23 protein-coding genes are annotated in these 20,466 nt (G+C 69.0%); 12 read left to right on the top strand and 11 right to left on the bottom strand.

The annotated features are described in order from the left end of the window. Window positions 1-59 precede the first annotated feature (59 nt). A complete protein-coding gene (locus tag C3942_RS15255; protein ID WP_104231213.1) occupies window positions 60-1,115 on the top strand; it encodes a cyclic nucleotide-binding domain-containing protein in 1,056 nt (351 codons plus the stop codon). Between the two features lie 71 nt (window positions 1,116-1,186). Here the strand turns inward: C3942_RS15255 and C3942_RS15250 are convergent, their stop codons facing one another. The 11 genes from C3942_RS15250 to rrtA all read right to left on the bottom strand — a co-directional run bounded on the left by C3942_RS15250 (window position 1,187) and on the right by rrtA (window position 10,445). Beyond that, window positions 1,187-1,552 (bottom strand): PilZ domain-containing protein, encoded by a 366-nt coding sequence (locus C3942_RS15250; RefSeq protein WP_104231212.1) that lies wholly within the window; start codon window positions 1,550-1,552, stop codon window positions 1,187-1,189. Window positions 1,553-1,601: 49 nt separating this feature from the next. Continuing rightward, complete coding sequence (gene holB / locus C3942_RS15245; RefSeq protein ID WP_104231211.1) at window positions 1,602-2,609, bottom strand: DNA polymerase III subunit delta'; 1,008 nt, start codon at window positions 2,607-2,609, stop codon at window positions 1,602-1,604. A 5-nt stretch (window positions 2,610-2,614) separates the two neighbouring features. After that, window positions 2,615-3,235 carry a dTMP kinase gene (gene tmk, locus C3942_RS15240; RefSeq protein ID WP_104231210.1) on the bottom strand — a complete coding sequence of 207 codons (621 nt, stop codon included), beginning with the start codon at window positions 3,233-3,235 and terminating at the stop codon, window positions 2,615-2,617. Beyond that, window positions 3,232-4,233, bottom strand: a complete 1,002-nt coding sequence (gene mltG / locus C3942_RS15235) for an endolytic transglycosylase MltG (protein ID WP_104231209.1) — start codon at window positions 4,231-4,233, stop codon at window positions 3,232-3,234. Before mltG ends, tmk begins: the two co-directional genes overlap by 4 nt. Continuing rightward, the gene (pabC, locus tag C3942_RS15230; protein WP_104231208.1) at window positions 4,233-5,051 is read right to left on the bottom strand and encodes an aminodeoxychorismate lyase; all 819 of its coding nucleotides are present in this window, start codon (window positions 5,049-5,051) and stop codon (window positions 4,233-4,235) included. Before pabC ends, mltG begins: the two co-directional genes overlap by 1 nt. Next, window positions 5,048-6,376, bottom strand: a complete 1,329-nt coding sequence (locus tag C3942_RS15225; protein ID WP_104231207.1) for an aminodeoxychorismate synthase component I — start codon at window positions 6,374-6,376, stop codon at window positions 5,048-5,050. The genes pabC and C3942_RS15225 overlap by 4 nt, the downstream gene beginning before the upstream one ends. Before the next feature lie 31 nt (window positions 6,377-6,407). Continuing rightward, window positions 6,408-7,649: a beta-ketoacyl-ACP synthase II gene (gene fabF / locus C3942_RS15220; RefSeq protein WP_104231206.1), complete on the bottom strand. Its 1,242-nt coding sequence runs from the start codon at window positions 7,647-7,649 to the stop codon at window positions 6,408-6,410. A 48-nt stretch (window positions 7,650-7,697) separates the two neighbouring features. Next, the gene (gene acpP / locus C3942_RS15215; RefSeq protein WP_104231205.1) at window positions 7,698-7,940 is read right to left on the bottom strand and encodes an acyl carrier protein; all 243 of its coding nucleotides are present in this window, start codon (window positions 7,938-7,940) and stop codon (window positions 7,698-7,700) included. 109 nt (window positions 7,941-8,049) lie between these two features. Further along, window positions 8,050-8,775, bottom strand: coding sequence for a 3-oxoacyl-ACP reductase FabG (fabG, locus tag C3942_RS15210; protein WP_104231204.1), 726 nt, complete (start codon window positions 8,773-8,775; stop codon window positions 8,050-8,052). A gap of 77 nt (window positions 8,776-8,852) precedes the next feature. After that, window positions 8,853-9,815 (bottom strand): ACP S-malonyltransferase, encoded by a 963-nt coding sequence (gene fabD, locus C3942_RS15205; RefSeq protein WP_104231264.1) that lies wholly within the window; start codon window positions 9,813-9,815, stop codon window positions 8,853-8,855. 45 nt (window positions 9,816-9,860) lie between these two features. Then, window positions 9,861-10,445: a rhombosortase gene (gene rrtA, locus C3942_RS15200; RefSeq protein WP_243393623.1), complete on the bottom strand. Its 585-nt coding sequence runs from the start codon at window positions 10,443-10,445 to the stop codon at window positions 9,861-9,863. Window positions 10,446-10,508: 63 nt separating this feature from the next. Here rrtA and gspG point away from each other — a divergent pair, with 63 nt between their 5' ends. From gspG to acnB, 11 genes are all read left to right on the top strand, one after another. After that, entirely contained in the window at window positions 10,509-10,961 is a 453-nt protein-coding gene (gene gspG / locus C3942_RS15195) for a type II secretion system major pseudopilin GspG (protein WP_104231202.1), read from the top strand. Window positions 10,962-10,972: 11 nt separating this feature from the next. Continuing rightward, a complete protein-coding gene (gspH, locus tag C3942_RS15190; protein WP_104231201.1) occupies window positions 10,973-11,542 on the top strand; it encodes a type II secretion system minor pseudopilin GspH in 570 nt (189 codons plus the stop codon). Beyond that, on the top strand, window positions 11,539-11,916 hold the full coding sequence (gene gspI, locus C3942_RS15185) for a type II secretion system minor pseudopilin GspI (protein WP_104231200.1): 378 nt from the start codon (window positions 11,539-11,541) through the stop codon (window positions 11,914-11,916). Before gspH ends, gspI begins: the two co-directional genes overlap by 4 nt. Further along, window positions 11,913-12,620: a type II secretion system minor pseudopilin GspJ gene (gene gspJ, locus C3942_RS15180; RefSeq protein WP_104231199.1), complete on the top strand. Its 708-nt coding sequence runs from the start codon at window positions 11,913-11,915 to the stop codon at window positions 12,618-12,620. Before gspI ends, gspJ begins: the two co-directional genes overlap by 4 nt. Then, window positions 12,617-13,561 (top strand): type II secretion system minor pseudopilin GspK, encoded by a 945-nt coding sequence (gspK, locus tag C3942_RS15175; RefSeq protein WP_165797469.1) that lies wholly within the window; start codon window positions 12,617-12,619, stop codon window positions 13,559-13,561. Before gspJ ends, gspK begins: the two co-directional genes overlap by 4 nt. A 21-nt stretch (window positions 13,562-13,582) precedes the next feature. After that, the gene (gene gspL / locus C3942_RS15170) at window positions 13,583-14,791 is read left to right on the top strand and encodes a type II secretion system protein GspL (RefSeq protein WP_104231197.1); all 1,209 of its coding nucleotides are present in this window, start codon (window positions 13,583-13,585) and stop codon (window positions 14,789-14,791) included. Next, window positions 14,788-15,279: a type II secretion system protein M gene (locus C3942_RS15165; RefSeq protein WP_104231196.1), complete on the top strand. Its 492-nt coding sequence runs from the start codon at window positions 14,788-14,790 to the stop codon at window positions 15,277-15,279. Before gspL ends, C3942_RS15165 begins: the two co-directional genes overlap by 4 nt. Beyond that, window positions 15,279-16,067 carry a type II secretion system protein N gene (locus tag C3942_RS15160; protein ID WP_104231195.1) on the top strand — a complete coding sequence of 263 codons (789 nt, stop codon included), beginning with the start codon at window positions 15,279-15,281 and terminating at the stop codon, window positions 16,065-16,067. Before C3942_RS15165 ends, C3942_RS15160 begins: the two co-directional genes overlap by 1 nt. Then, complete coding sequence (locus C3942_RS15155) at window positions 16,064-16,519, top strand: NUDIX hydrolase (RefSeq protein ID WP_104231194.1); 456 nt, start codon at window positions 16,064-16,066, stop codon at window positions 16,517-16,519. Before C3942_RS15160 ends, C3942_RS15155 begins: the two co-directional genes overlap by 4 nt. Window positions 16,520-16,543: 24 nt before the next feature. Beyond that, window positions 16,544-17,647, top strand: coding sequence for a tRNA 2-thiouridine(34) synthase MnmA (gene mnmA / locus C3942_RS15150; RefSeq protein ID WP_104231193.1), 1,104 nt, complete (start codon window positions 16,544-16,546; stop codon window positions 17,645-17,647). 166 nt (window positions 17,648-17,813) lie between these two features. Continuing rightward, window positions 17,814-20,405, top strand: coding sequence for a bifunctional aconitate hydratase 2/2-methylisocitrate dehydratase (gene acnB / locus C3942_RS15145; protein ID WP_104231192.1), 2,592 nt, complete (start codon window positions 17,814-17,816; stop codon window positions 20,403-20,405). The last annotated feature ends 61 nt before the right edge of the window (window positions 20,406-20,466 follow it).

The following is a 20,466-nucleotide window of genomic DNA, read 5'->3' as shown; positions in this document are numbered from 1 at the left end:
GGGCTGCGTGCTAGCATTGCCCCATAACGACCCATAAAACCGACCATCCTGATACGTCCATGAGTACGGGCACGGCCATCGACCCCGCCGTCTTCGCGAACTACGTGCCGCTGAATGCACTGCGGCCGGAGAGCCGCGCGGACCTGGCCAAGAAGGCCGTGGTGACCACCGGCCGTTCCGGCGATTACCTGTTCAAGATCGGCGATTCGGCCACCAACGCGATCTTCCTGATCAGCGGCGAGCTGCACCTGGAAGACGCCAGCGGCAAGCCGATCGCCCGCCTGCGCGCCGGCGATCCCACCGCCCACCACCGCGTGGCGCACCAGTCGCCGCGCAAGGTCTCCGCCCGCTGCAACGGACCGGTGCAGTACTTCACCGTGGACGCCGGCCTGCTCGACGTGATGCTCACCTGGGACCAGACCGGCAGCTTCGAGGTCGGGGAGCTGCAGACCGGCGACAGCGCATCCGGCGACGACTGGATGGCCAAGCTGCTGCAGATGCGCACGTTCCAGATGATTCCGCCGTCCAACCTGCAGGCGATGTTCATGCGCATGCAGGAGGTCAAGGTCGAGCCCGGCCAGGTCGTGGTCAAGCAGGGCGACGACGGCGACTTCTTCTACGTCATCATGTCGGGCCGCTGCATGGTGACCCGCGAGCAGCCCAACCAGAAGGCCGTGCGCTTGGCGGAGCTGGAAACCGGATCCTGCTTCGGCGAGGAGGCACTGATCTCCGACGCCAAGCGCAACGCCACGGTTACGGCCCTGACCCGCGGCAGCCTGATGCGCCTGTCCAAGGACGACTTCCGCAAGCTGCTGAACGAGCCGCTGGCGCGCAAGATCAGCCTGGCGGAGGCGCAGAAGCTGGTGGCCAGCGGCCAGGCCAAGTACCTGGATGTGCGCCTGCCCAGCGAATTCCAGGCCCACAGCCTGCCCGACAGCCTCAACCTGCCGCTGTACATGCTGCGCATGAAGCTGACCCTGGTCGATCCCAAGACCACCTGGATCGTCTGCTGCGACACCGGCCGCCGCAGCTCGGTGGCGGTATTCATCCTGACCCAGAAGGGCTACGACGCCTACGTGCTGGACAAGGGCATTCCGCCGCCGGCCGCTGCCTGAGCCCCGTCCGTCGCCGCAACGCAAAAAGCCCTCCTTCGCGGAGGGCTTTTGCGTTGCGGCAGGGGGCGGCCCTACATCGTGTGCGTGGGGCGGTCGGCCCCCAGGGCGCCTGCCAGCAGCGTCTCGATCTTCTTCTGCGTGGTGCCTCCGTCCTGCGTGCTGAACTGCACGCCGATGCCCTGCAGGCGCTTGTTCTGCGCGCCGCGCGGCGTCACCCAGACCACCTTGCCTGCAACGGGCAGGCGCTCGGCGCCGTCCATCAGCGTCAGCAGGATGAACACCTCGTCGCCGAGCCGGTATTCCTTGTTCGTCGGAATGAACAGCCCGCCGTTCTTCACGAACGGCATGTACGCCACGTACAGCGCCGACTTGTCCTTGATGTTCAAGGTCAGGATGCCGGGCTGGGCGCCGCCTGGACGTGGTGCCGGTGTACTCACACTCCCCCTCCTCGTTGTCGGTATGCGGCCAATGTACCTGATTTGCCCGTCAGGTGCGCCGCTGCGCGCGGGCCTGGCGCGAGGCCAGCACCAGCAGGGCTTCCAGCAGCATCTGCGGGTTGGCGTTGCCCTCCAGGCGCCGGCGGGCGTCGGTGGCCTCCTGGATCAGGCGGTGCAGCTCCGGCGGCGGCAGCAGGCCGCTGCCGCCCAGGGCCTGCCTCAGCGCCCCGGTCAGCCAGCCCAGCAGCCAGGCCAGGAAGGCACCGGCGTCGTCCTTGCCGATGCGCTGCGCCGCGGCGATCGGCTCCTGCTTGAGCTGCAGCACGCCGGCCAGCAGCTCCGACCAGTCGCGCGCCCGCGCGCGCTCGTCGGACTCGTCCAGTTCCAGCGCCCGCAGCGGCGCGCCGCGCGCCTCCTGCAACAGCGCCGCATCGGCCTTGGGCTTGCGCGCACGCAGCCACTCCAGCGCCTGGTCCTGCGCGGGCGTGGCGAAGCGCAGGCGCTGGCAGCGGCTGCGCAGCGTCGCCTTGAGGGCCTGCGGACGCTCGGAGACCAGCAGCAGGTGCGTTCCCGGCGGCGGCTCCTCGATGGTCTTGAGCAACGAGTTGAGGCTGGCTTCGTTGAGCGCCTCGGCGGGATCGAACACCACCACGCGCGAGCCGTGGTAGTGCGTGGACAGCGACAGCATCTCGATCATCTTGCGTACCGCGTCGGCGGCGATGTCGCGCTTCTTGCTGTCCTTGTCGGGAGTCCAGTGCGCCAGGCCCTGGTCGTGGCGGCCGCTGGGGGTCAGGGCCAGGCCGTGCAGGCCCTCCCGGCTCAGCAGCAGCGCGTTGGGGTGGTTGCCCGCCGCGAGCTGTTGGCAGCTGCGGCACTGGCCGCAGGCATAGCCCGAACGCTGCTCGCAGAGCAGGAAGGCGGTCAGCGCGCGGGCGAAGGTCCGGCGGCCCACGCCCTGGGGCCCCGTCAGCAGCAGCGCATGCGCCAGGCGGTTCTGCAGCACCAGGGCGCTGACGTCCAGCCAGAGTTCCTTCTGCCAGGGCAGCGGCTGCGCCATCGCGCTCACAGGCGGCCCTCCAGCACGGCATGCAGCGACTCGCGCACCCGCTCGAGCGGCGGTGCCGCATCGATCACCACGCAGCGTCGAGGGTCCGCCGCCGCGCGGCGCAGGAAGCACTCGCGCACGCGTCCCATGTAGGCCAGCGACTCGTCCTCGAAGCGGTTGACTTCGCCGCGTCCGCGCGCGCGTGCCAGGCCCTGTTCCGGCGGCAGGTCGAACACCAGGGTCAGGTCGGCGCGGAAGTCCCCGAGGACCAGTCTTTCCAGTGCGGCGATATGCTGCTCGCCCAGGCCCTTGCCGGCGCCCTGGTAGGCGTAGGAAGAGTCGATGAAGCGGTCGCAGACCACGTCCCTGCCCGCCGCCAGTGCCGGCAGCACCGTGGCCTTGAGGTGCGCGGCGCGCGCCGCGAACATCAGCAGCACCTCGCTCTCGGCGCCCACGCCCTCGGCCCAGGGCTGCAGCACCACGCGGCGGATCTCCTCGGCCAGCGGCGAGCCGCCGGGCTCGCGGGTCAGCACGACCTCGCGGCCGCGTGCCTGCAGCCAGTCGCGGATGGCGGCGGCGTGGGTGGATTTGCCCGCACCCTCGCCGCCTTCCAGCGTGATGAAGCGGCCGCGGCTCATGGGCGCCCCAGCTGGTAGCGGCGCACCGCGGCCTCGTGCTCGGCCAGCGTGTCGGAGAACTGGTGCGTGCCATCGCCCTTGGACACGAAGAAGATGGCGGTGCCCGGCGCCGGATGCAGCGCGGCATTGATCGCCGCGCGGCTGGGCAGGCAGATCGGCGACGGCGGCAAGCCGTCGCGGGTATAGCTGTTGTAGGGATTGTCGGCCAGCAGGTCCGCCTTGCGGATGTTGCCGTCGAAGCCCTCGCCCAGCCCGTAGATGATCGTCGGATCGGTCTGCAGGCGTATGCCCATGCGCAGGCGGCGCACGAACACCCCGCCGATCTGCGGGCGCTCGAAGGCGGCACCGGTTTCCTTCTCGATGATCGAGGCCATCGTCAGCGCCTCTTCCGGCGTGGCGTAGGGCAGGTCCGCTTCGCGCGTCTCCCATTCCTGCGCCAGCGCCTTGTCCAGCGCATCGGCGGCGCGGCGCAGGAAGTCGATGTCGGTCGTCCCCTTGGGGAAGCGATAGGTGTCCGGGAACAGGCGGCCTTCCGGATGCACCCCCGCGCGGCCGATCGCCGCCATCAGCTCCTCGGACGTGGCCTCGGGCCGCGTCTGGCGGATCGCCGGATGCGCTCGCATCAGCTTCACGGCCTGGGCGAAGGTCCAGCCCTCGGTCAGGCGCAGTTCGTGCAGGCGCGTCTTGCCCTCCACCATCAGCGCCAGCAGGTCCAGCGGATTCAGGCCCGGCTGCAGCGCGTACTCGCCGGCCTTGATCTGGCCGGAGACACCGGTGAAGCGGGCGTAGAGCCGCAGGTACAGGGCCAGGCGCTGGGGCTGCACGATGCCGCGCTCCTGCAAGCCGTTCAGCGCCGTGGTCAGCGAACTGCCCGGCGCGATCTCCAGCGATTCGGTCCGCGACAGCGGCAGCGGGGCCTGCAGCAGGCGGCTGGCGTCCCAGCCGACGGCTCCCGAACCGGCCAGGAGCAGCAGCAGCAGCGCGAAGAAGGTACGCATCAGAGCATTTTCGGATGGTTGAGGGCGGCAGCCAGCCGCCGTGTCAGCGGGCCCGGCGCCGCCAGCGCCGTGCCGTCGAAGTCCCGCACCGGCCAGAGGCCGATCAGGCTGTTGCTGACGAAGATTTCGTCCGCCTGCCGCAGCAGGTCGGGAGTGGGTTCATCGAAGTACACGGGAATCTGCAGTTGCTCGGCCAGCTCCAGGATCTTTTCGCGCATCATGCCGCGGATGCCGCAGCGTTCCAGCGGTGAGGTCCGCAGGCATCCTTCCGACATGCTGAACAGGTTGCTGCGGGTGCCGGAGACCACCAGCCCCCGAGCATCGCACACGAACAGTTCTTCGGCACCTTCCGGCCAGTCGCGGCTGGCCAGGACCTGCTCCAGGCGGTTCAGGTGCTTGATGCCCGCCAGCAGCGGCTGGTCGGCGAGCCGCACGGGGCTGAGTCCGCAGCGAATGCCCTGTTCCCAGTGGGCGGCCGGATACTTCGGCGCCGGCAGGCGCAGCAGCAGGCGGTCGCAGCCGTCGCCCGCGGGCCGGTAGCCGCGCCCCCCGGCGCGGCGGCTGAGGATCAGCTTGACCACGCCGGCCTCCTCGTCGGCGCAGAGCGAGGCGATCTCCTTCTCCAGCACCTCCCGCGGCGGCGGCAACAGGGCCAGGCGCGCCGCGTCGCGCTCCAGGACGTCCAGCTGGCGCCGCAGGTCCGGCACCGCGCCCTGCCACAGCAGCATGGTGCGGAACACGCCGTCGCCGTAGTGCAGGCCGCGTGACAGCAGCACTTCGTCGCTGCTGCCGGCGCCGTTGTACAAGGCGCCGTTCATGCCGCGGCTCCCAAAGCCAGCAGCAGACCGCGTGCCTTGGCGCGTGTTTCCGCCAGCTCCGCCTCCGGCTTCGAGTCGGCGACGATACCGGCGCCGGTGCGGAAGCTGACGCGGTCGCCCTCGCAGACCAGGCTGCGGATCAGGATGTTGGTGTCCAGCCGCCCGCCATGCGAGAGATAGCCCATCGCACCGGTGTAGGGCCCGCGCCCCACCCCTTCCAGTTCCGCGATGATCTCCATGGCCCGCACCTTGGGGCAGCCAGTGATCGTGCCGCCCGGAAAGACCGCCCGCAGCACCTCGGCCGGCCCCAGGCCGGCGCGTAGCCGCCCGCGCACGTTGGAGACGATATGGTGCACGTGGGCGTAGCTCTCGATCGTCATCAGCTCGCTGACCTCGACACTGCCGGGCTCGCAGACACGGCCCAGGTCGTTGCGCTCCAGGTCGATCAGCATGACATGCTCGGCGCGCTCCTTGAGGTTGCCGATCAGGCCCTGCTTGAGCCGCTCGTCCTCCGCGGCGGAGGCGCTGCGGGGCCGGGTCCCGGCGATGGGCCGGGTCTGCGCCCAGCCGGCGTCGATCTGCACCAGGCGCTCCGGCGAGGAGCTCAGCACCGCGCTGCCGCCCCAGCAGGCCAGGCCCGCGAAGGGCGCCGGATTGCGGCGCCGCAGGCTGCGGTAGAGGTCCACGTAGCCGCGGCCGGGCGCCAGCTGTGCACGCCAGGCGCGGGACAGGTTGGCCTGGAAGATATCTCCGGCCTGGAGATAGTCCAGGATGCGCCGGACGCCCTCCAGGAAGCGCTCCTCCGGATCTTCTTCCACAGACGATATCAATTTTAAATCAATGTCTTGTAGATCATTGTTAAAGTACTTATCCACATCCCGGCGCAATTGCTCCAGCTGTGCCGGGTCGCGCTCGGCCAGCAGCGTCGTGACACCGCGCTCGCGATCGTGGATGGCCGCCGCCGTGCAGCGCACGGCCAACGCGTCGGGCAGCCGGTGCGGCGAGCCCGGCAGGCGCAGGCTGGGCTCCACGAAGCGCGCCGCCTCGTAGCCCAGCAGCAGGAACCAGCCGCCGCAGAACGGCAGTTCGGGCGCCGCGGAAAACGCGGCTTCCTCGCGGATCGATCGGGACAGTTCGCCGAAGAAATCGCCGCCCGCCGCGGCTTGGGCCGCGAGGCTGCGACCGGGAAAGGCGAAGAGGATGTCGTAGCGGCCGGACTGGGGGTGCCCGGCGACGCTCTGCAGCAGGAAGGGATAGCGCTCCGGCGCCTGCCGGTGCACTTCGAAAAGGTCAATGGAACCAGCGATTTCAGCGCGCAAACTCATGCGCGCGGAGTGTACGCCATCCCGTTCCGCGTCAGGCGAAACGCCTGAACGCCACGGTGCCGTTGGTACCGCCGAAGCCGAAGGAATTGGAGATCGCCACCTCCAGCTTGGCCTGACGCGCCGTGTGCGGCACGTAATCCAGGTCGCAACCTTCGCTGGGATTCTCGAGGTTGATCGTCGGCGGGATGACCTGGTCGCGCAGGGCCAGCACGCTGAAGATCGCCTCGATGCCGCCGGCGGCGCCCAGCAGGTGTCCGGTCATCGACTTGGTCGAGGACACGGCCAGCTTGTAGGCGTGGTCGCCGAAGGCGCCCTTCACCGCCAGCGTCTCGGCGATGTCGCCGGCCGGGGTCGAGGTGCCGTGGGCGTTGACGTACTGGACGTCTTCCGGGTTCAGGCCGGCATTGCGCAGGCAGGCCTGCATGCAGCGGCGCGCGCCGTTGCCGTCTTCCGGCGGCAGCGTGATGTGGAAGGCGTCGCCCGACATGCCGAAGCCGATGAACTCGGCATAGATCTTCGCGCCGCGGGCCTTGGCATGCTCCAGGTCCTCCAGGACCAGCACGCCGGCACCGTCGCCGAGCACGAAGCCGTCGCGGTCCTTGTCCCAGGGCCGGCTGGCACGGGTCGGATCGTCGTTGCGTGTGGACAGGGCGCGGGCCTGGCAGAAGCCGGCGAGGCCTGCGGGGGCGGAGCCGGCTTCGCCGGCGCCGACGATGAAGACATCGGCATCGCCGGCCTGGATCAGGCGGGCGCCGATGCCGATCGCGTGGGTCGCCGTCGTGCAGGCGGTGACCGTGGCGAGGTTCGGCCCGGTGATGCCGAGGTCGATCGAGACATACCCCGAGATCATGTTGATGATCGACGAGGGAACGAAGAACGGCGAGACCCGCTTGGGCCCCGACTTGTGCAGCGTGGCGCACTCGGCCTCGATGCTGCCGATGCCGCCGATGCCCGAGCCGATGCAGATGCCGATCCGCTCACGGTTGGCATCCGTGATCTCCAGCCCCGAGTCCTTCACGGCCTGCTTGGCGGCAGCGACGCCGTAGTGGATGAAGGGGTCGGTGCGGCGGACTTCCTTCGGGCCGAGGAAATCCTCGGCCCGAAAGTTCCGGATCATGCCCCCGAAGCGGGTCGTATAGGCCGACACGTCGTAGTACTCGATGGGGCCGATGCCCGACCTTCCGGCCAGGATCGCTTCCCATGCGCTATCAATCGTGTTGCCGACGGGCGAGACGATGCCCAGGCCGGTGACGACGACGCGTCTGCGGCTCATAGAGGATTCCTGCTTGGGGGTTTCTTTTGCGGGGTGTACCCGGCGCCATCAACCCTGCTGGGTGTGGGCCTTGATGTAGTTCAGGACGTCCTGGAAGGTGACGATCTTCTCGGCTTCCTCGTCCGGGATGTCGATTTCGAATTCTTCTTCCAGCGCCATCACCAGCTCGACGGTGTCCAGCGAGTCGGCACCCAGGTCCTCGACGAAAGAGGCGGTGGGGGTGATCTGATCTTCGCTGACCGACAGCTGCTCAGCGATGATCTTCTTTACTTTCTCTTCCAACGTGCTCATGCATCACTCCTGGGTAAATCTGTTTGTTTGAGAGACGGCGTATTGTAGTGGTGCGTTGCGGCAAAAACACAAGCCTGCAAAGCCAGTTGACATTGCAGAAAAGCCCGTGTCAGGCCATCAGCATTCCACCATTCACATGCAGGGTTTCGCCGGTGATGTAACCGGCATCTTTCGAGGCCAGGAAGGCCACCGCGGCGGCGATATCTTCCGGTTTTCCGAGTCGTTCGAGCGGAATCTGGTTCTGCAGCGCCGTGCGTGCATCTTCTCCCAGTTTCTGCGTCATGTCGGTGTCGATGAATCCAGGGGCCACCACGTTGACCGTGATGCCGCGGGAGCCGATCTCGCGGGCCAGCGACTTGGAGAAGCCGATCAGGCCGGCCTTGGCGGCCGCATAGTTGGCCTGGCCGGCGTTGCCCATGGTGCCGACCACCGAGCCCACGCTGATGATGCGGCCGTGGCGGGCCTTCATCATGCCGCGCAGCACCGCACGGGACAGGCGGAAGACCGAGCTGAGGTCGGTTTCCAGCACGTCCGCCCAGTCCTCGTTCTTCATGCGCAGCAGCAGGGTGTCGCGGGTGACGCCGGCATTGTTGACCAGCACCGACACCGCGCCCAGTTCCGCGATCAGGGCATCGCAGGCGGCGGCATCGCGCACGTCCAGCACCTTGCCCTGCCCGCCCAGCGGCCCCAGCCAGGCCTGGATGGCCTCGGCGCCTGCGGCGCTGGTGGCGGTCCCGGTGACCTTGGCGCCCTCGGCCGCCAGCCGTTCCGCGATGGCCTTGCCGATGCCGCGACTGGCGCCGGTGACCAGGACGGTTTCGCCCTGCAACTTCATGATCCTGACTCCCAAATCCCGCCCATCCGTGAACGACTGTTTATTTTACTAATGCGATCAATGACTTGCATGATATATCAAGCGGCAGACGGGCTGCAAACCGCCGCTTCGCCGGAGGCCAGGCCGCGGGCCTTTTCCAGCCCCGCCGGCTCCGACAGCGAAGCGGCTGCAAGCTCCTTGCCAATCCGCTTGCACAAACCCGCCAGCACCTCGCCCGGACCGCACTCCAGGAACACCCCGATTCCCCGTCCGGAAAGCCCCCGGATGGTCTGGGTCCAGCGCACCGGGCAGTACAACTGTACTTTAAGTGCTTCGCGGATTGATCCGGCATCCTGACGGCTCTGCGCGTCAAAATTGTGAAACACGGGAATCGAGGGGGCGCGGACCGTGGTGAGGGCCAGCGTCTCGGCCAGCTTCTCGGCCGCGCCGCGCATCAGGGAGCAGTGCGAGGGGACGGAAACCGGCAGCGGCAGCGCGCGCTTGATCCCCTGCGCCTTGGCATTGGCCGCCAGCCAGTCCAGCGCCGCCTTCTGGCCCGCCACGACGACCTGGCCGGGGGAGTTGTAGTTGACCGGCTCCAGCACCTCGGAGCCCGGGTAGGCCCTGCATACGGCCTCCACCTGCTCGTCCTCCAGCCCGAGGATGGCCATCATGCCGCCGGTGCCGGCCGGCACCGCGGCCTGCATCAGCTGGCCGCGCAGTTCCACCAGCTTCAGCGCATCGGCAAAGTCCAGGCTGCCCGACGCGACCAGGGCACTGTATTCGCCCAGGCTGTGGCCGGCCAGCGCGGCCGGGGGCGGCAGGCCCTGCTTCTGCCACAGGCGCCAGGCGGCGATGCCGGCCGCCAGCAGGGCCGGCTGGGCACGCTCGGTGCGGTTGAGTTCTTCGGCCGGCCCGTTGGCCACCAGCGCGGCCAGATCCCAGCCCAGCACGGAGGAAGCCTCGGCGTAGGTCTGGGCGATCACGGGGTCCGCATGGCCGGACAGCATGCCGACGGCCTGGGAGCCCTGGCCGGGGAAGACGATTGCGTATTGCATGATTCCTGGGGGTTTGCTCTTTTTTCGGAGTGGGAACAACCGCGGACTCTAGGCCGCGGCGGGGCGTCTTTGCCGGAGCAGGCCGGCGATGGCGGCGTAGCACAGGGCGGCGATGATGCCGAACCAGTGCGCCTCCTGCGCCACCCTACCACCGAGTGCCTGTTCATCGGAAATCGGGGTGCCGCTGAAGGCTTCCCAGGCAAGCTTGGCGGCCAGGCAGGCCAGGGCCGCCAGGGCGATGCCGTCGCGCCGCAGCGCCTGCGGCAGCAGGCCCAGCAGGAACAGGCCATGAAGGATGCCGGAGAAGCCGACGTAGCTGCGCCATTGCGGCGCCAGCACATGGATCCCCAGCGTCACCGCCAGGCCCAGCACCAGCAGGCGCAGCAGCCAGGTCCTGGCGGGCAGCGGCTCGGGGCACAGCAGCAGCAGGGTCCACAGGCCCAGCAGGTTCAGCAGCAGGTGATACCAGCCCAGGTGCAGGAAGTTGGCGCCGAGCAGCCGCCACCACTGCCCCGCCGCAACCGCCTCGCGCTGGTAGGCCAGCGCGTCGCGCACGGGGTCGCCGCCCAGGGCCAGCAGCAGGCACAGCAGCGCGACGCCGGCCGGGACGGCCCAGCGTTCACCGGAACGCACAATCGAGTCTGCTATCATTTTTTGCGGCCGATCCAGGCCTGTTCCAGACATCTTCCGATCCCCATGCACCAAGCTTCCGCCGCGCGCCGCCAGGGCGGCTTCACCCTGATCGAGATCATGGTGGTGGTCGTCATTCTCGGCATTCTCGCCGCCTTCGTCGTGCCCAACATCATGGACAAGCCGGACGAGGCCCGCATCGTCAAGGCGAAGCAGGACATCCGCGCGCTGGAGTCGGCGCTGAGCATGTACAAGCTCGACAACTTCTACTACCCCAGCACGCAGCAGGGTCTCGAGGCGCTGGTGACCAAGCCGTCCGGCGAGCCGGAGCCGCGCAACTACAAGACGGGCGGATACATCAAGTCGCTGCCCAAGGACCCTTGGGGCAACCCCTACCAGTACCTCGCGCCCGGTACCAAGAACGCCGAGTTCGACATCTTCTCGCTGGGGGCGGACAACCGTCCGGGCGGCGAGGGTTCGGCGGCCGACGTCGGCAACTGGGACGCCGCGCGCCAGTAGGTCCTGCCGCCTTGCGCCGCAGGCCCGCCGGCCGTCCGGCCGTCCCCGCCGCGCTGCGGGGCTTCACCCTGCTCGAACTGCTGGTGGTGATGGTCATCATTGGCGTGATGCTCACGTTCGCCACGCTGCCCTTCGGCGGGCGCTCGGTGGATGACCGCATCGAGTTCGAGGCGCGCCGGCTGGACCGCACGCTGCGCTTCGCGCTGGAGGAAGCCGAAATCAAGGGCATCCTGATCGGCTTCCGCTACCTGCCCGACCGCTACGAATTCCTCGGCATGGGCAAGGACGGCAAGTGGGAACCCTACCCCGGCAGCGGTCCCTTCCGCCCCCATCCCTTCGCGCCGCCGCTGGGCATGCAGCTGCGCGTGGAGGACCGCGTGGTGCCGCCGGCGCAGGAGGTGGAGGAAGGCGACGCGGAGTCCGAGCCCAAGCCGCAGATCCTGCTGCTGCCTAGCGGCGAGGTCACCGCCTTCCGCCTGGTGGTGGGCGCCGACGGCAGCCAGACCCGCTATACCGTCGAGTCCGACGCGCTGGGCAAGTTCAGCTTCGAATCCGGCGAAGCCAAGGCAAGGCGCCGATGAGGCGTTCCGCCGGCTTCACCCTGCTGGAGATGCTGGTGGCGGTGGCCGTGCTGGCGATCGCGATGGGCGCGATCATCTCCGGCATGGCGCGCTACGCCGACAACGCCGCCCGCCTGCGCGAGAAGACCGTGGCCCTGTGGGTGGCGCACAACCGCCTCACCGAGCTCTCGCTGCAGCGGGCCTGGCCCGACATCGGCAAGTCCGACGGCGAGGTCGAGATGGCCGGCGTGAAGTGGAAATGGGAAGTGGAGGTCAAGGCCACGCCCGATACGCACCTGCGCCGCGCCGACATCAGCGTGCGCCCGTCCAAGGCGCGCAACAAGGACGCCGTCGCCAGCCTCTCGGCCTTCCTCGCCGACTCGGGGCGCCAATGAGGCCGGTCCGCGGATTCACCCTGCTGGAACTGCTGGTCGTCATCGCGATCTTCGCGGTGTTCGCGCTGATGGCCTACGGCGGACTCGACTCGGTGCTGCAGACCCGTGCCGGCGTCGAGGCGGCGATGGAAAAGACCGCCGCCGTGCAGAAGGCCTACATCCGCCTGCGCGAGGACTTCCAGCAGGTGCGCAACCGCCCTGCCCGCGATGCCTATGGCGACCTGCAGCCGCCGATCCACGTCACCCGCGACGCCCGCGTCGAGCTGACCCGCGGCGGATGGCGCAACCCGCTGCTGCTGCCGCGTCCCGGACTGGAGCGCGTCAGCTACCGCCTGGACGGCAAGAAGCTCAAGCGCGAAAGCTGGCGGGTGCTCGACCAGGCGCAGGATTCCAAGCCGGTGGAACTGGTGCTGTTCGACGACGTCCGCGAGCTGCGCTGGCGCTTCCTGGACGACAACCGCGAGTGGCACGAGAGCTGGCCTCCGACCAGCAGCACCGGAGCCCGGGCCGATGCGCCGATTCCCATCGCGGTGGAGATCCGGCTGGACAGCGAAGGCTGGGGCGAACTCCAGTTCCTGTTCCGCCTGGGCCTGAAGAAGGTGTCTCCAGCGCAGGGAGCGCCCGCCGGTGGTGCAACGCCGAACGGCTCCGGCGCGGGTTCCGGAACCAATCCGGATCCGGCTCCCGAGGAGACTACGCAGTGAAGCGGCAGCGCGGCATCGCCCTGATCACCGCCATCCTGGTCGTCGCGCTGGCCACCGTGGCGGCCACCGCGATCCTGACCTCGGCCAACATCGCCGTGCACCGCGCCGCCAACCTGCAGGACTCGGAGCGCGCCTGGTGGTACGCCGACGGCATCGAGTCCTGGCTGCTGACCATCCTGGAGCGCGACATCCAGGACAACCAGTACGACGGCCTGGGGGATATCTGGGCCAAGCCGGTGGACTACCTGCCCATCGACGAGGGCGCCGCGCGCGGCCAGATGGTGGACCTGCAGGGGCGCTTCAACCTCAACAATCTCGCGGTGCCGGACAAGCAGGCCTTCGACCGGCAGCAGGCCGTGTTCCTGCGCCTGCTGCGCTACCTGGAGATCGACAGCTTCCAGGCCCAGGGCCTGGCGTCCGCGATCCGCGACTGGATCGACACCGACACCAGCCCCACCGGCTACGACGGCGGCGAGGATGCCGAGTACCTGGGCTTCAATCCGCCCTACCGCGTGCCCAACCGGCTGATGGAAAGCCCCACCGAGCTGCTGGCGGTCAAGGGCGTGACGCGCGAGCTGTACGTGAAGCTGCGTCCCTACGTCACGGCCCTGCCCCAGGTCGGCACGCCCATCAACGCCAACACCGCGCCGGAGCCGGTGCTGTTCGCGCTGGCCCGGGAGCCGGGGCCGCTGCAGAAGACGTTCCTGGAGGAGCGGGTCAGGAAACCGGCCAAGAACATCGGTGAGTTGACGGGGGGCGCCAACGCCGTCTTCGGGGCCGGTGATGCCGATACGACCATGCTGGCGACCAGTAGCAGCTACTTCATGCTGCAGGCCGAGATCTTCGTAGGCAGCGGCCGGCTGGCCCTGTATAGTTTCTACTATCGGCCCGCCCAGGGCGCCGCGCCCTACGTGTACGCGCGCAGCATCGATACCGAATAAAAGCACTCAGTCCAGGCCAACTTGCGCAACACGCTCTACATCCGCCTGCGTGCCACCGACCCCGGCACCGACACGGCCTATTGCATCGCGTCGCCGCAGGCCGTGGCCTCGTTCCCGGTGCAGCATGCGCCGCTGGAGACGATCCTGCTGAAGGCCGCCGGCCACCGCCTGGTGGTGCTGGTCCCCGCTGCCGACGTGCGCCTGGCCTCGGTGGAGGTACCGGCCCGGCAGGCCGCCAAGGTGCTGCAGGCCGCGCCCTACGCGCTGGAAGACCAGCTGGCGGACGATGTCGACACCCTGCATTTCGCCCTCGGACCGAAGCAGAAGGACGGCCGCTGGCCGGTCGCGGTGGTGGCCCGCGCGAAGATGGACGACTGGCTGCGTCCCTTCACCGAGCGCGGACTGGTCCCGGACCTGATGCTGCCCGACGCCCTGTGCCTGGCGCCGGCCGACGGCGAGCGCTGGAGCGCCCTGGCGGAACGCGACCAGGTACTGGTCCGCAACGCCGCCTTCTCCGCCTTCGCCTGCAGCCCGGACGACCTGGAACTGATGCTGCAGCTGGCCGACCCCGATCGCAAGGCGGTGCTGCGCATCGTCGTGCCGCGCGACATCTCGCCGGACTTCACCCGCCTGGCCTGGCCGGTGGAACTGCTGCCCGGCTTCATTTCGCCGCTGGAAGCCCTGCTGCAGAGCCAGCGTCCGGAAAACGGCATCAACCTGCTGCAGGGACGCTATTCGCAGCGCGAGGACCTGCTGCGTCTGTGGCAGCCCTGGAAGATCACCGCGGCGCTGCTGGCCCTGTGGATCGGCTTTGCGGCCGTGCTGCACGGCGTGTCCGGCTGGCAGCTGCGCCAGCAGCTGCGGCAGCAGGAAGACGCCAATGTCCAGCGCTACCAGCAGCTGTTCCCCGCCGAGACGCGCATCGTCGACCTGCCGGCCCAGGTCGAGCAGCAGTTCGCCGCGCTCAAGGCCGGCAAGGGCGGCGGCGGCCTGCTGCCGCTGATGCAGGTGCTGGCGGATGCCCTGGCGGCGGCCCCCGGCATGACGCTGCAGAGCGTGCAGTACCGGGAGGGGGCGCTCTATGCCGCACTTGGCGGCAGCAGCCTGCAGCCGCTGGAGGGGTTGCGTGCCTGGTTCGCCCAGCCGCGCGCCGCCAGCCTGGAGGTGCAGTCCGCCAACTCCGGCGCCGAAGGCGCGCAGGTCCGCATCAAGCTGAGCCCCGCGCCATGAACGCCGCCCTCGCCCGCCTCAAGGAATGGTTCGCCCAGCTCGCCCCGCGCGAGCGCTGGATGGTGCTGCTCTGCGCCGTCGTCGTCACCGTCGCCGTGCTCTACGGCGGCATCTGGCAGCCGCTGGTCAAGGCCCAGAAGCAGCGCGAGGAAGCCCTGGCTTCCGCGCGGGTGGTCGCGGCGCGCATCGAGGAACTGGCCGCCCTGTTGCAGGCCAATGCCGGCCGCGGCATGCCGGTGAACCGGACCACCTCGATCCTCAGCATCGTCGACCAGGGCGCCGGCGGCACCCTGGGCAAGGCGCCCAGCCGCATCCAGCCGGAAGGCGACCGCGAGGTCAAGGTCTGGATCGAGGACGTGCCCTCCGACAACCTGCTGCGCTGGCTGCAGGAACTGGAGACGCGCTTCGGCATCCACGCCCAGACGGCGGAGATCGAGAAGCAGTCCACGCCGGGCCTGGTCAGCGTGCAACTGTCCCTGGTGCGTTGATGAAGATCCGCAGCCTCCTGTTGATCGGCCTGGGTTTCCTGGCCGTCGCCCTGCTGGTCCAGGCCCCTGCCGCCAGCGTCTATGCCTGGCTCAAGCCCAAGGACCGGCCGCTGCCGGTGGAGCTGTTCGGCCTGGAAGGCCGCCTGGTCGACGGCCGCGTGGCCGGTGTCGTGCGCAACGGCAGCACCCTGGTCTCGGACCTGCGCTGGCAGCTGCAGCCGGCGCAGCTGCTGCTGGGCCGCGTCGGGCTGGCACTGCAGTCGACGCGCGACCCCGTGCTGCTGGACGGCAAGCTCTCCGTATCGCCGCTGGGCACCCTGCGCCTGGCGGGCCTGCGCGCCAACGGCGGCCTGCGCCCCGTGGCCGCCGCCGCCGGCTTCCCCTTCGTCCCGCTCGACGGGCAGCTGGGCCTCGACATCCGCCAGCTGCGCATGGCCAAGGGCCGCCTGCTGCAGGCCGAGGGCACGGTCGACCTGCAGGGCCTGGCCTGGGCGCTGGGCCAGCCGACGCCGCTGGGTGACTTCCGCGCCGAGGTCACGACCGAGGACGGCCACATCGTTGCGCAGCTGTCGTCGGTCTCCGGCCCGCTGGAACTCAGCGGAGAGGCGCGCCTGGCGCCGGACCAGAGCTATGAACTGGACCTGCGCGCGCGCGCCAAGCCGGGTGCGCCGCCGATGCTGCCGAACCTGCTGATGCAGATGGGCCCACCGGATGCCCAGGGCTTCCACAGGCTGCGCCGCCAGGGCCTGCTACCCGGCGCGCCGCCGCCCGAGGACGTCGCCCAGTGAGTGCCTGGACACCCCACGTGGTCGTCGCCTGCGTGGTCGAGCGCGACGGCCGCTTCCTGCTGGTGGAGGAGCGCATCGCGGGCGAGCTGCGCATGAACCAGCCCGCGGGCCACTGGGAGCAGGGCGAAACCCTGGTCGAGGGAGCGATCCGCGAAACGCTGGAGGAAAGCGGCTGGGAGGTCGAACCGACCCATGTGCTCGGCATCTACCACTACGACCCGGCCGACCTGGAGTACGGCTTCCTGCGCATCGCCTTCGTCGCCCGTGCCCTGCGCGAGCGGCCCGGCTACAAGCTGGACGAGGGCATCGAGCGCCCGGTCTGGCTGACCCGCGACGAGGTCGCCGCCACCGTGTCCCTGCACCGCAGCCCGATGGTCCTGCGCTGCGTCGATGACCATATCGCCGGCCAGCGCTTCCCGCTGTCGATGCTGGCGCATCTCAACGAGGCCTGAGCGGCCCCGCCCGCGGACGCTGCCGTGTCCAGAGAGCATGTCGTCGTCGGCCTCTCCGGGGGAGTCGACTCCTCCGTCTCGGCCTACCTGCTGAAGGAACAGGGCTACCGCGTCAGCGGCCTGTTCATGGTCAACTGGACCGAGGACGAAGAGGGCTACTGCAGCAGCGCGCAGGACTACCAGGATGCCCGCGCCGTCTGCGAGGAACTGGACATTCCCCTGCACCGCGTGGATTTCTCCAGCGAGTACCGCGATCGCGTGTTCGCCCGTTTCCTGGCCGACTACGAGGCCGGCAAGACGCCGAACCCCGACGTGCTGTGCAACCGCGAGGTCAAGTTCCAGCCCTTCCGTGAGTACGCCCTGCGCCTGGGAGCCGACTGGATCGCCACCGGCCACTACGCGCGCATCGAGCACGGCGCTGACGGGGCCCGCCTGCTGCGTTCGGTGACCGAGGACAAGGACCAGACCTACTTCCTGGCCGCCGTGGCCCGCGAGCACCTGGACCGGGTGCTGTTCCCGGTGGGCGGGCTGACCAAGCCGCAGGTGCGGGAGATCGCCCAGGCCGCCGGCCTGCCGGTGCACCGCAAGAAGGACTCCACCGGCATCTGCTTCATCGGCGAGCGTGAATTCCGGGCATTCCTGTCGAACTACCTGAAGCCCAACCCCGGCCCCATGCTCGACGACGCCGGCCACCTCGCCGGGCAGCACCAGGGCCTGATGTACTACACCATCGGCCAGCGCCGCGGCCTGCAGATCGGCGGACGCCGGGGCGCCGCCGAGGGCCCCTGGTACGTCGTGGCCAAGGATCCCGCCACCAACAGCCTGCGGGTCTCCCAGGACCCGCAGCACCCGGGCCTGATGAGCCCCGCCCTGCTGACGGAACGCTTCCACTGGATCCGGCGGCCCGCGGCGCTGCCGCCCCGGCTGCAGGCCCGCATCCGCCACCGCCAGGCCCTGCAGGACTGCCGGGTGGAGGAACAGGCCGACGGCGGCCTGAAAGTGAGTTTCGGGCAGCCCCAGCGTGCGGTCGTGCCCGGCCAGTTCTGCGTGCTCTACGATGGTGCGGAGTGCCTGGGCGGCGGCGAAATCCGTGCCGCCCTGCCGGCCAATTCCCCGGATGCCGCCTGAACCGGGGGATGGGACGTTTTGCCCCGCCCGGGCGGTCCGACGCAAGGCCCGACGGTGATATAATGCGAGACGCACTGCGCCGGCCCGATAGCTTCTGCTTCCAGGATCGCGGGTTGGCGTGGCGCCCGTAGCCCTCCGCCTTCTCACCATCGGACCGCCAAACACCATGCTGCAAGCCTATCGCCAACACGCTGCCGAGCGCGCTGCCCTCGGTATTCCGCCGCTGCCGCTGTCTGCCCAGCAGACCGCCGAAGTGATCGAACTGATCAAGAACCCGCCGGCGGGCGAAGAGGCTTTCCTGCTCGACCTGCTGACCCACCGCGTTCCGCCGGGCGTGGACGATGCCGCCAAGGTCAAGGCCTCGTTCCTGACCGCGGTGGCCGACGGCGAAGTGAAGTGCGGCCTGATCTCGCGTGCCAAGGCCACCGAGCTGCTCGGCACCATGGTCGGCGGCTACAACGTCAAGCCGCTGATCGACCTGCTGCCGGACGCCGAAGTCGGCGCCGTGGCCGCCGAGGCGCTGAAGAAGACGCTGCTGATGTTCGACTTCTTCCACGACGTGGCCGAACTCGCCAAGAACGGCAATGCCAACGCCAAGGCCGTGATCCAGTCCTGGGCCGACGCCGAGTGGTTCACCAGCCGTCCGGAAGTCGCCAAGAAGATCACCGTCACCGTGTTCAAGGTGCCTGGCGAAACCAACACCGACGACCTGTCGCCGGCGCCGGATGCCTGGAGCCGCCCCGACATCCCCCTGCACTACCTCGCCATGCTGAAGATGACGCGCTCCGACGCGGCCTTCAAGCCGGAAGAAGACGGCAAGCGCGGCCCGATCCAGTACATCGAGGATCTCAAGAAGAAGGGCCACATCGTCGCCTACGTCGGCGACGTCGTCGGCACCGGCTCCTCGCGCAAGTCCGCCACCAACAGCGTGATCTGGGCCACGGGCGAGGATATCCCCTTCGTGCCGAACAAGCGCTTCGGCGGCGTTACCCTCGGCGGCAAGATCGCGCCGATCTTCTTCAACACCCAGGAAGACTCCGGCTCGCTGCCGATCGAGGTCGACGTCTCCAAGTTCGAGATGGGCGACGTCATCGACATCTTCCCCTACGAGGGCAAGATCGAGAAGAACGGCGCCGTTGCCGCCAATTTCGAGCTCAAGAGCCAGGTGCTGCTGGATGAAGTGCGCGCCGGCGGCCGCATCAACCTGATCATCGGCCGCTCGCTGACCGGCAAGGCCCGTGAGCTGCTCGGCCTGCCCGCCTCGACGCTGTTCCGCCTGCCGCAGACTCCCAAGGACACCGGCAAGGGCTACTCGCTGGCGCAGAAGATGGTCGGCCGCGCCTGCGGCCTGCCGGAAGGCAAGGGCATGCGCCCGGGCACCTACTGCGAACCCAAGATGACCACGGTCGGCTCGCAGGACACCACGGGCCCGATGACCCGCGACGAACTCAAGGACCTCGCCTGCCTCGGCTTCTCCGCCGACCTGGTGATGCAGTCCTTCTGCCATACCGCGGCCTATCCGAAGCCGGTCGACGTCAAGACCCACCGCGAGCTGCCGGCGTTCATCTCCAACCGCGGCGGCGTCGCGCTGCGGCCGGGCGACGGCGTGATCCACTCCTGGCTCAATCGCCTGCTGCTGCCGGACACCGTCGGCACCGGCGGCGACTCGCACACCCGCTTCCCGATCGGCATCTCCTTCCCGGCCGGCTCCGGCCTGGTCGCCTTCGCCGCCGCCACCGGCGTGATGCCGCTGGACATGCCGGAGTCCGTGCTCGTCCGCTTCAAGGGCGAGATGCAGCCGGGCGTCACGCTGCGTGACCTGGTGCATGCGATTCCCCTCTACGCCATCAAGGCCGGCCTGCTGACGGTCGCCAAGGCCGGCAAGAAGAACATCTTCTCCGGTCGCGTGCTGGAGATCGAGGGCCTGCCGAACCTCAAGGTCGAACAGGCCTTCGAGCTGTCCGACGCCTCGGCCGAGCGCTCCGCCGCCGGCTGCACGATCAAGCTCAACAAGGAGCCGATCATCGAGTACATGAACTCGAACATCGTGCTGATGAAGAACATGATCGCCGATGGCTACAAGGATGCGCGCACGCTGGAGCGCCGCATCAAGGCGATGGAAGCCTGGCTGGCCAACCCGCAGCTGCTGGAAGCCGACAAGGACGCCGAGTACGCCGCGGTCATCGACATCGACCTGGCCGACATCCAGGAACCGATCGTCTGCTGCCCCAACGACCCGGATGACGCCAAGTTCCTGTCCGAAGTCGCCGGCACCAAGATCGACGAGGCCTTCATCGGCTCGTGCATGACCAACATCGGCCACTTCCGCGCCGCCGGCAAGCTGCTGGAAGGCAAGAAGGACATCCCGGTCCGCCTGTGGGTCGCCCCGCCGACCAAGATGGACGCCGCCGAGCTGACCAAGGAAGGCATCTACAACACCTTCGGCACGGCCGGCGCGCGCACCGAGATGCCGGGCTGCTCGCTGTGCATGGGCAACCAGGCGCAGATGAAGGAAGGCGCCACGGCGATCTCGACCTCCACCCGCAACTTCCCGAACCGCCTAGGCAAGAACACCAACGTGTTCCTCGGCTCGGCGGAACTCGCGGCGGTGGCCTCCAAGCTCGGCCGCCTGCCGACGCGCGAGGAGTACCTGGCGGAGACCGGCGTGATCACCAAGAACGCGGACAAGATCTACAAGTACATGAACTTCGACCAGATCGAGGAGTACGTGGAGACCGCGAAGTCGGTGGCGGCCTAAGGCCCCGGCGGTACGCTGCAACCCAGGCCCGCCGGCAACCGCCGGCGGGCTTTTTTGTTAC

It is taken from the genome of Solimonas fluminis (assembly GCF_002930645.1).
Taxonomy (GTDB): domain Bacteria; phylum Pseudomonadota; class Gammaproteobacteria; order Nevskiales; family Nevskiaceae; genus Solimonas_A; species Solimonas_A fluminis.
This window is presented reverse-complemented; position numbering and strand designations above follow the sequence as displayed.

Coding starts and splice junctions, on each gene's coding strand:
- gspG (WP_104231202.1), top strand. CDS start 10,509: ATGCACCAAGCTTCCGCCGCGCGCCGCCAGGGCGGCTTCACCCTGATC.
- pabC (WP_104231208.1), bottom strand. CDS start 5,051: ATGAACGGCGCCTTGTACAACGGCGCCGGCAGCAGCGACGAAGTGCTG.
- C3942_RS15165 (WP_104231196.1), top strand. CDS start 14,788: ATGAACGCCGCCCTCGCCCGCCTCAAGGAATGGTTCGCCCAGCTCGCC.
- acpP (WP_104231205.1), bottom strand. CDS start 7,940: ATGAGCACGTTGGAAGAGAAAGTAAAGAAGATCATCGCTGAGCAGCTG.
- fabG (WP_104231204.1), bottom strand. CDS start 8,775: ATGAAGTTGCAGGGCGAAACCGTCCTGGTCACCGGCGCCAGTCGCGGC.
- fabF (WP_104231206.1), bottom strand. CDS start 7,649: ATGAGCCGCAGACGCGTCGTCGTCACCGGCCTGGGCATCGTCTCGCCC.
- C3942_RS15160 (WP_104231195.1), top strand. CDS start 15,279: ATGAAGATCCGCAGCCTCCTGTTGATCGGCCTGGGTTTCCTGGCCGTC.
- gspI (WP_104231200.1), top strand. CDS start 11,539: ATGAGGCGTTCCGCCGGCTTCACCCTGCTGGAGATGCTGGTGGCGGTG.
- holB (WP_104231211.1), bottom strand. CDS start 2,609: ATGGCGCAGCCGCTGCCCTGGCAGAAGGAACTCTGGCTGGACGTCAGC.
- acnB (WP_104231192.1), top strand. CDS start 17,814: ATGCTGCAAGCCTATCGCCAACACGCTGCCGAGCGCGCTGCCCTCGGT.
- gspJ (WP_104231199.1), top strand. CDS start 11,913: ATGAGGCCGGTCCGCGGATTCACCCTGCTGGAACTGCTGGTCGTCATC.
- C3942_RS15225 (WP_104231207.1), bottom strand. CDS start 6,376: ATGAGTTTGCGCGCTGAAATCGCTGGTTCCATTGACCTTTTCGAAGTG.
- mltG (WP_104231209.1), bottom strand. CDS start 4,233: ATGCGTACCTTCTTCGCGCTGCTGCTGCTGCTCCTGGCCGGTTCGGGA.
- tmk (WP_104231210.1), bottom strand. CDS start 3,235: ATGAGCCGCGGCCGCTTCATCACGCTGGAAGGCGGCGAGGGTGCGGGC.
- C3942_RS15255 (WP_104231213.1), top strand. CDS start 60: ATGAGTACGGGCACGGCCATCGACCCCGCCGTCTTCGCGAACTACGTG.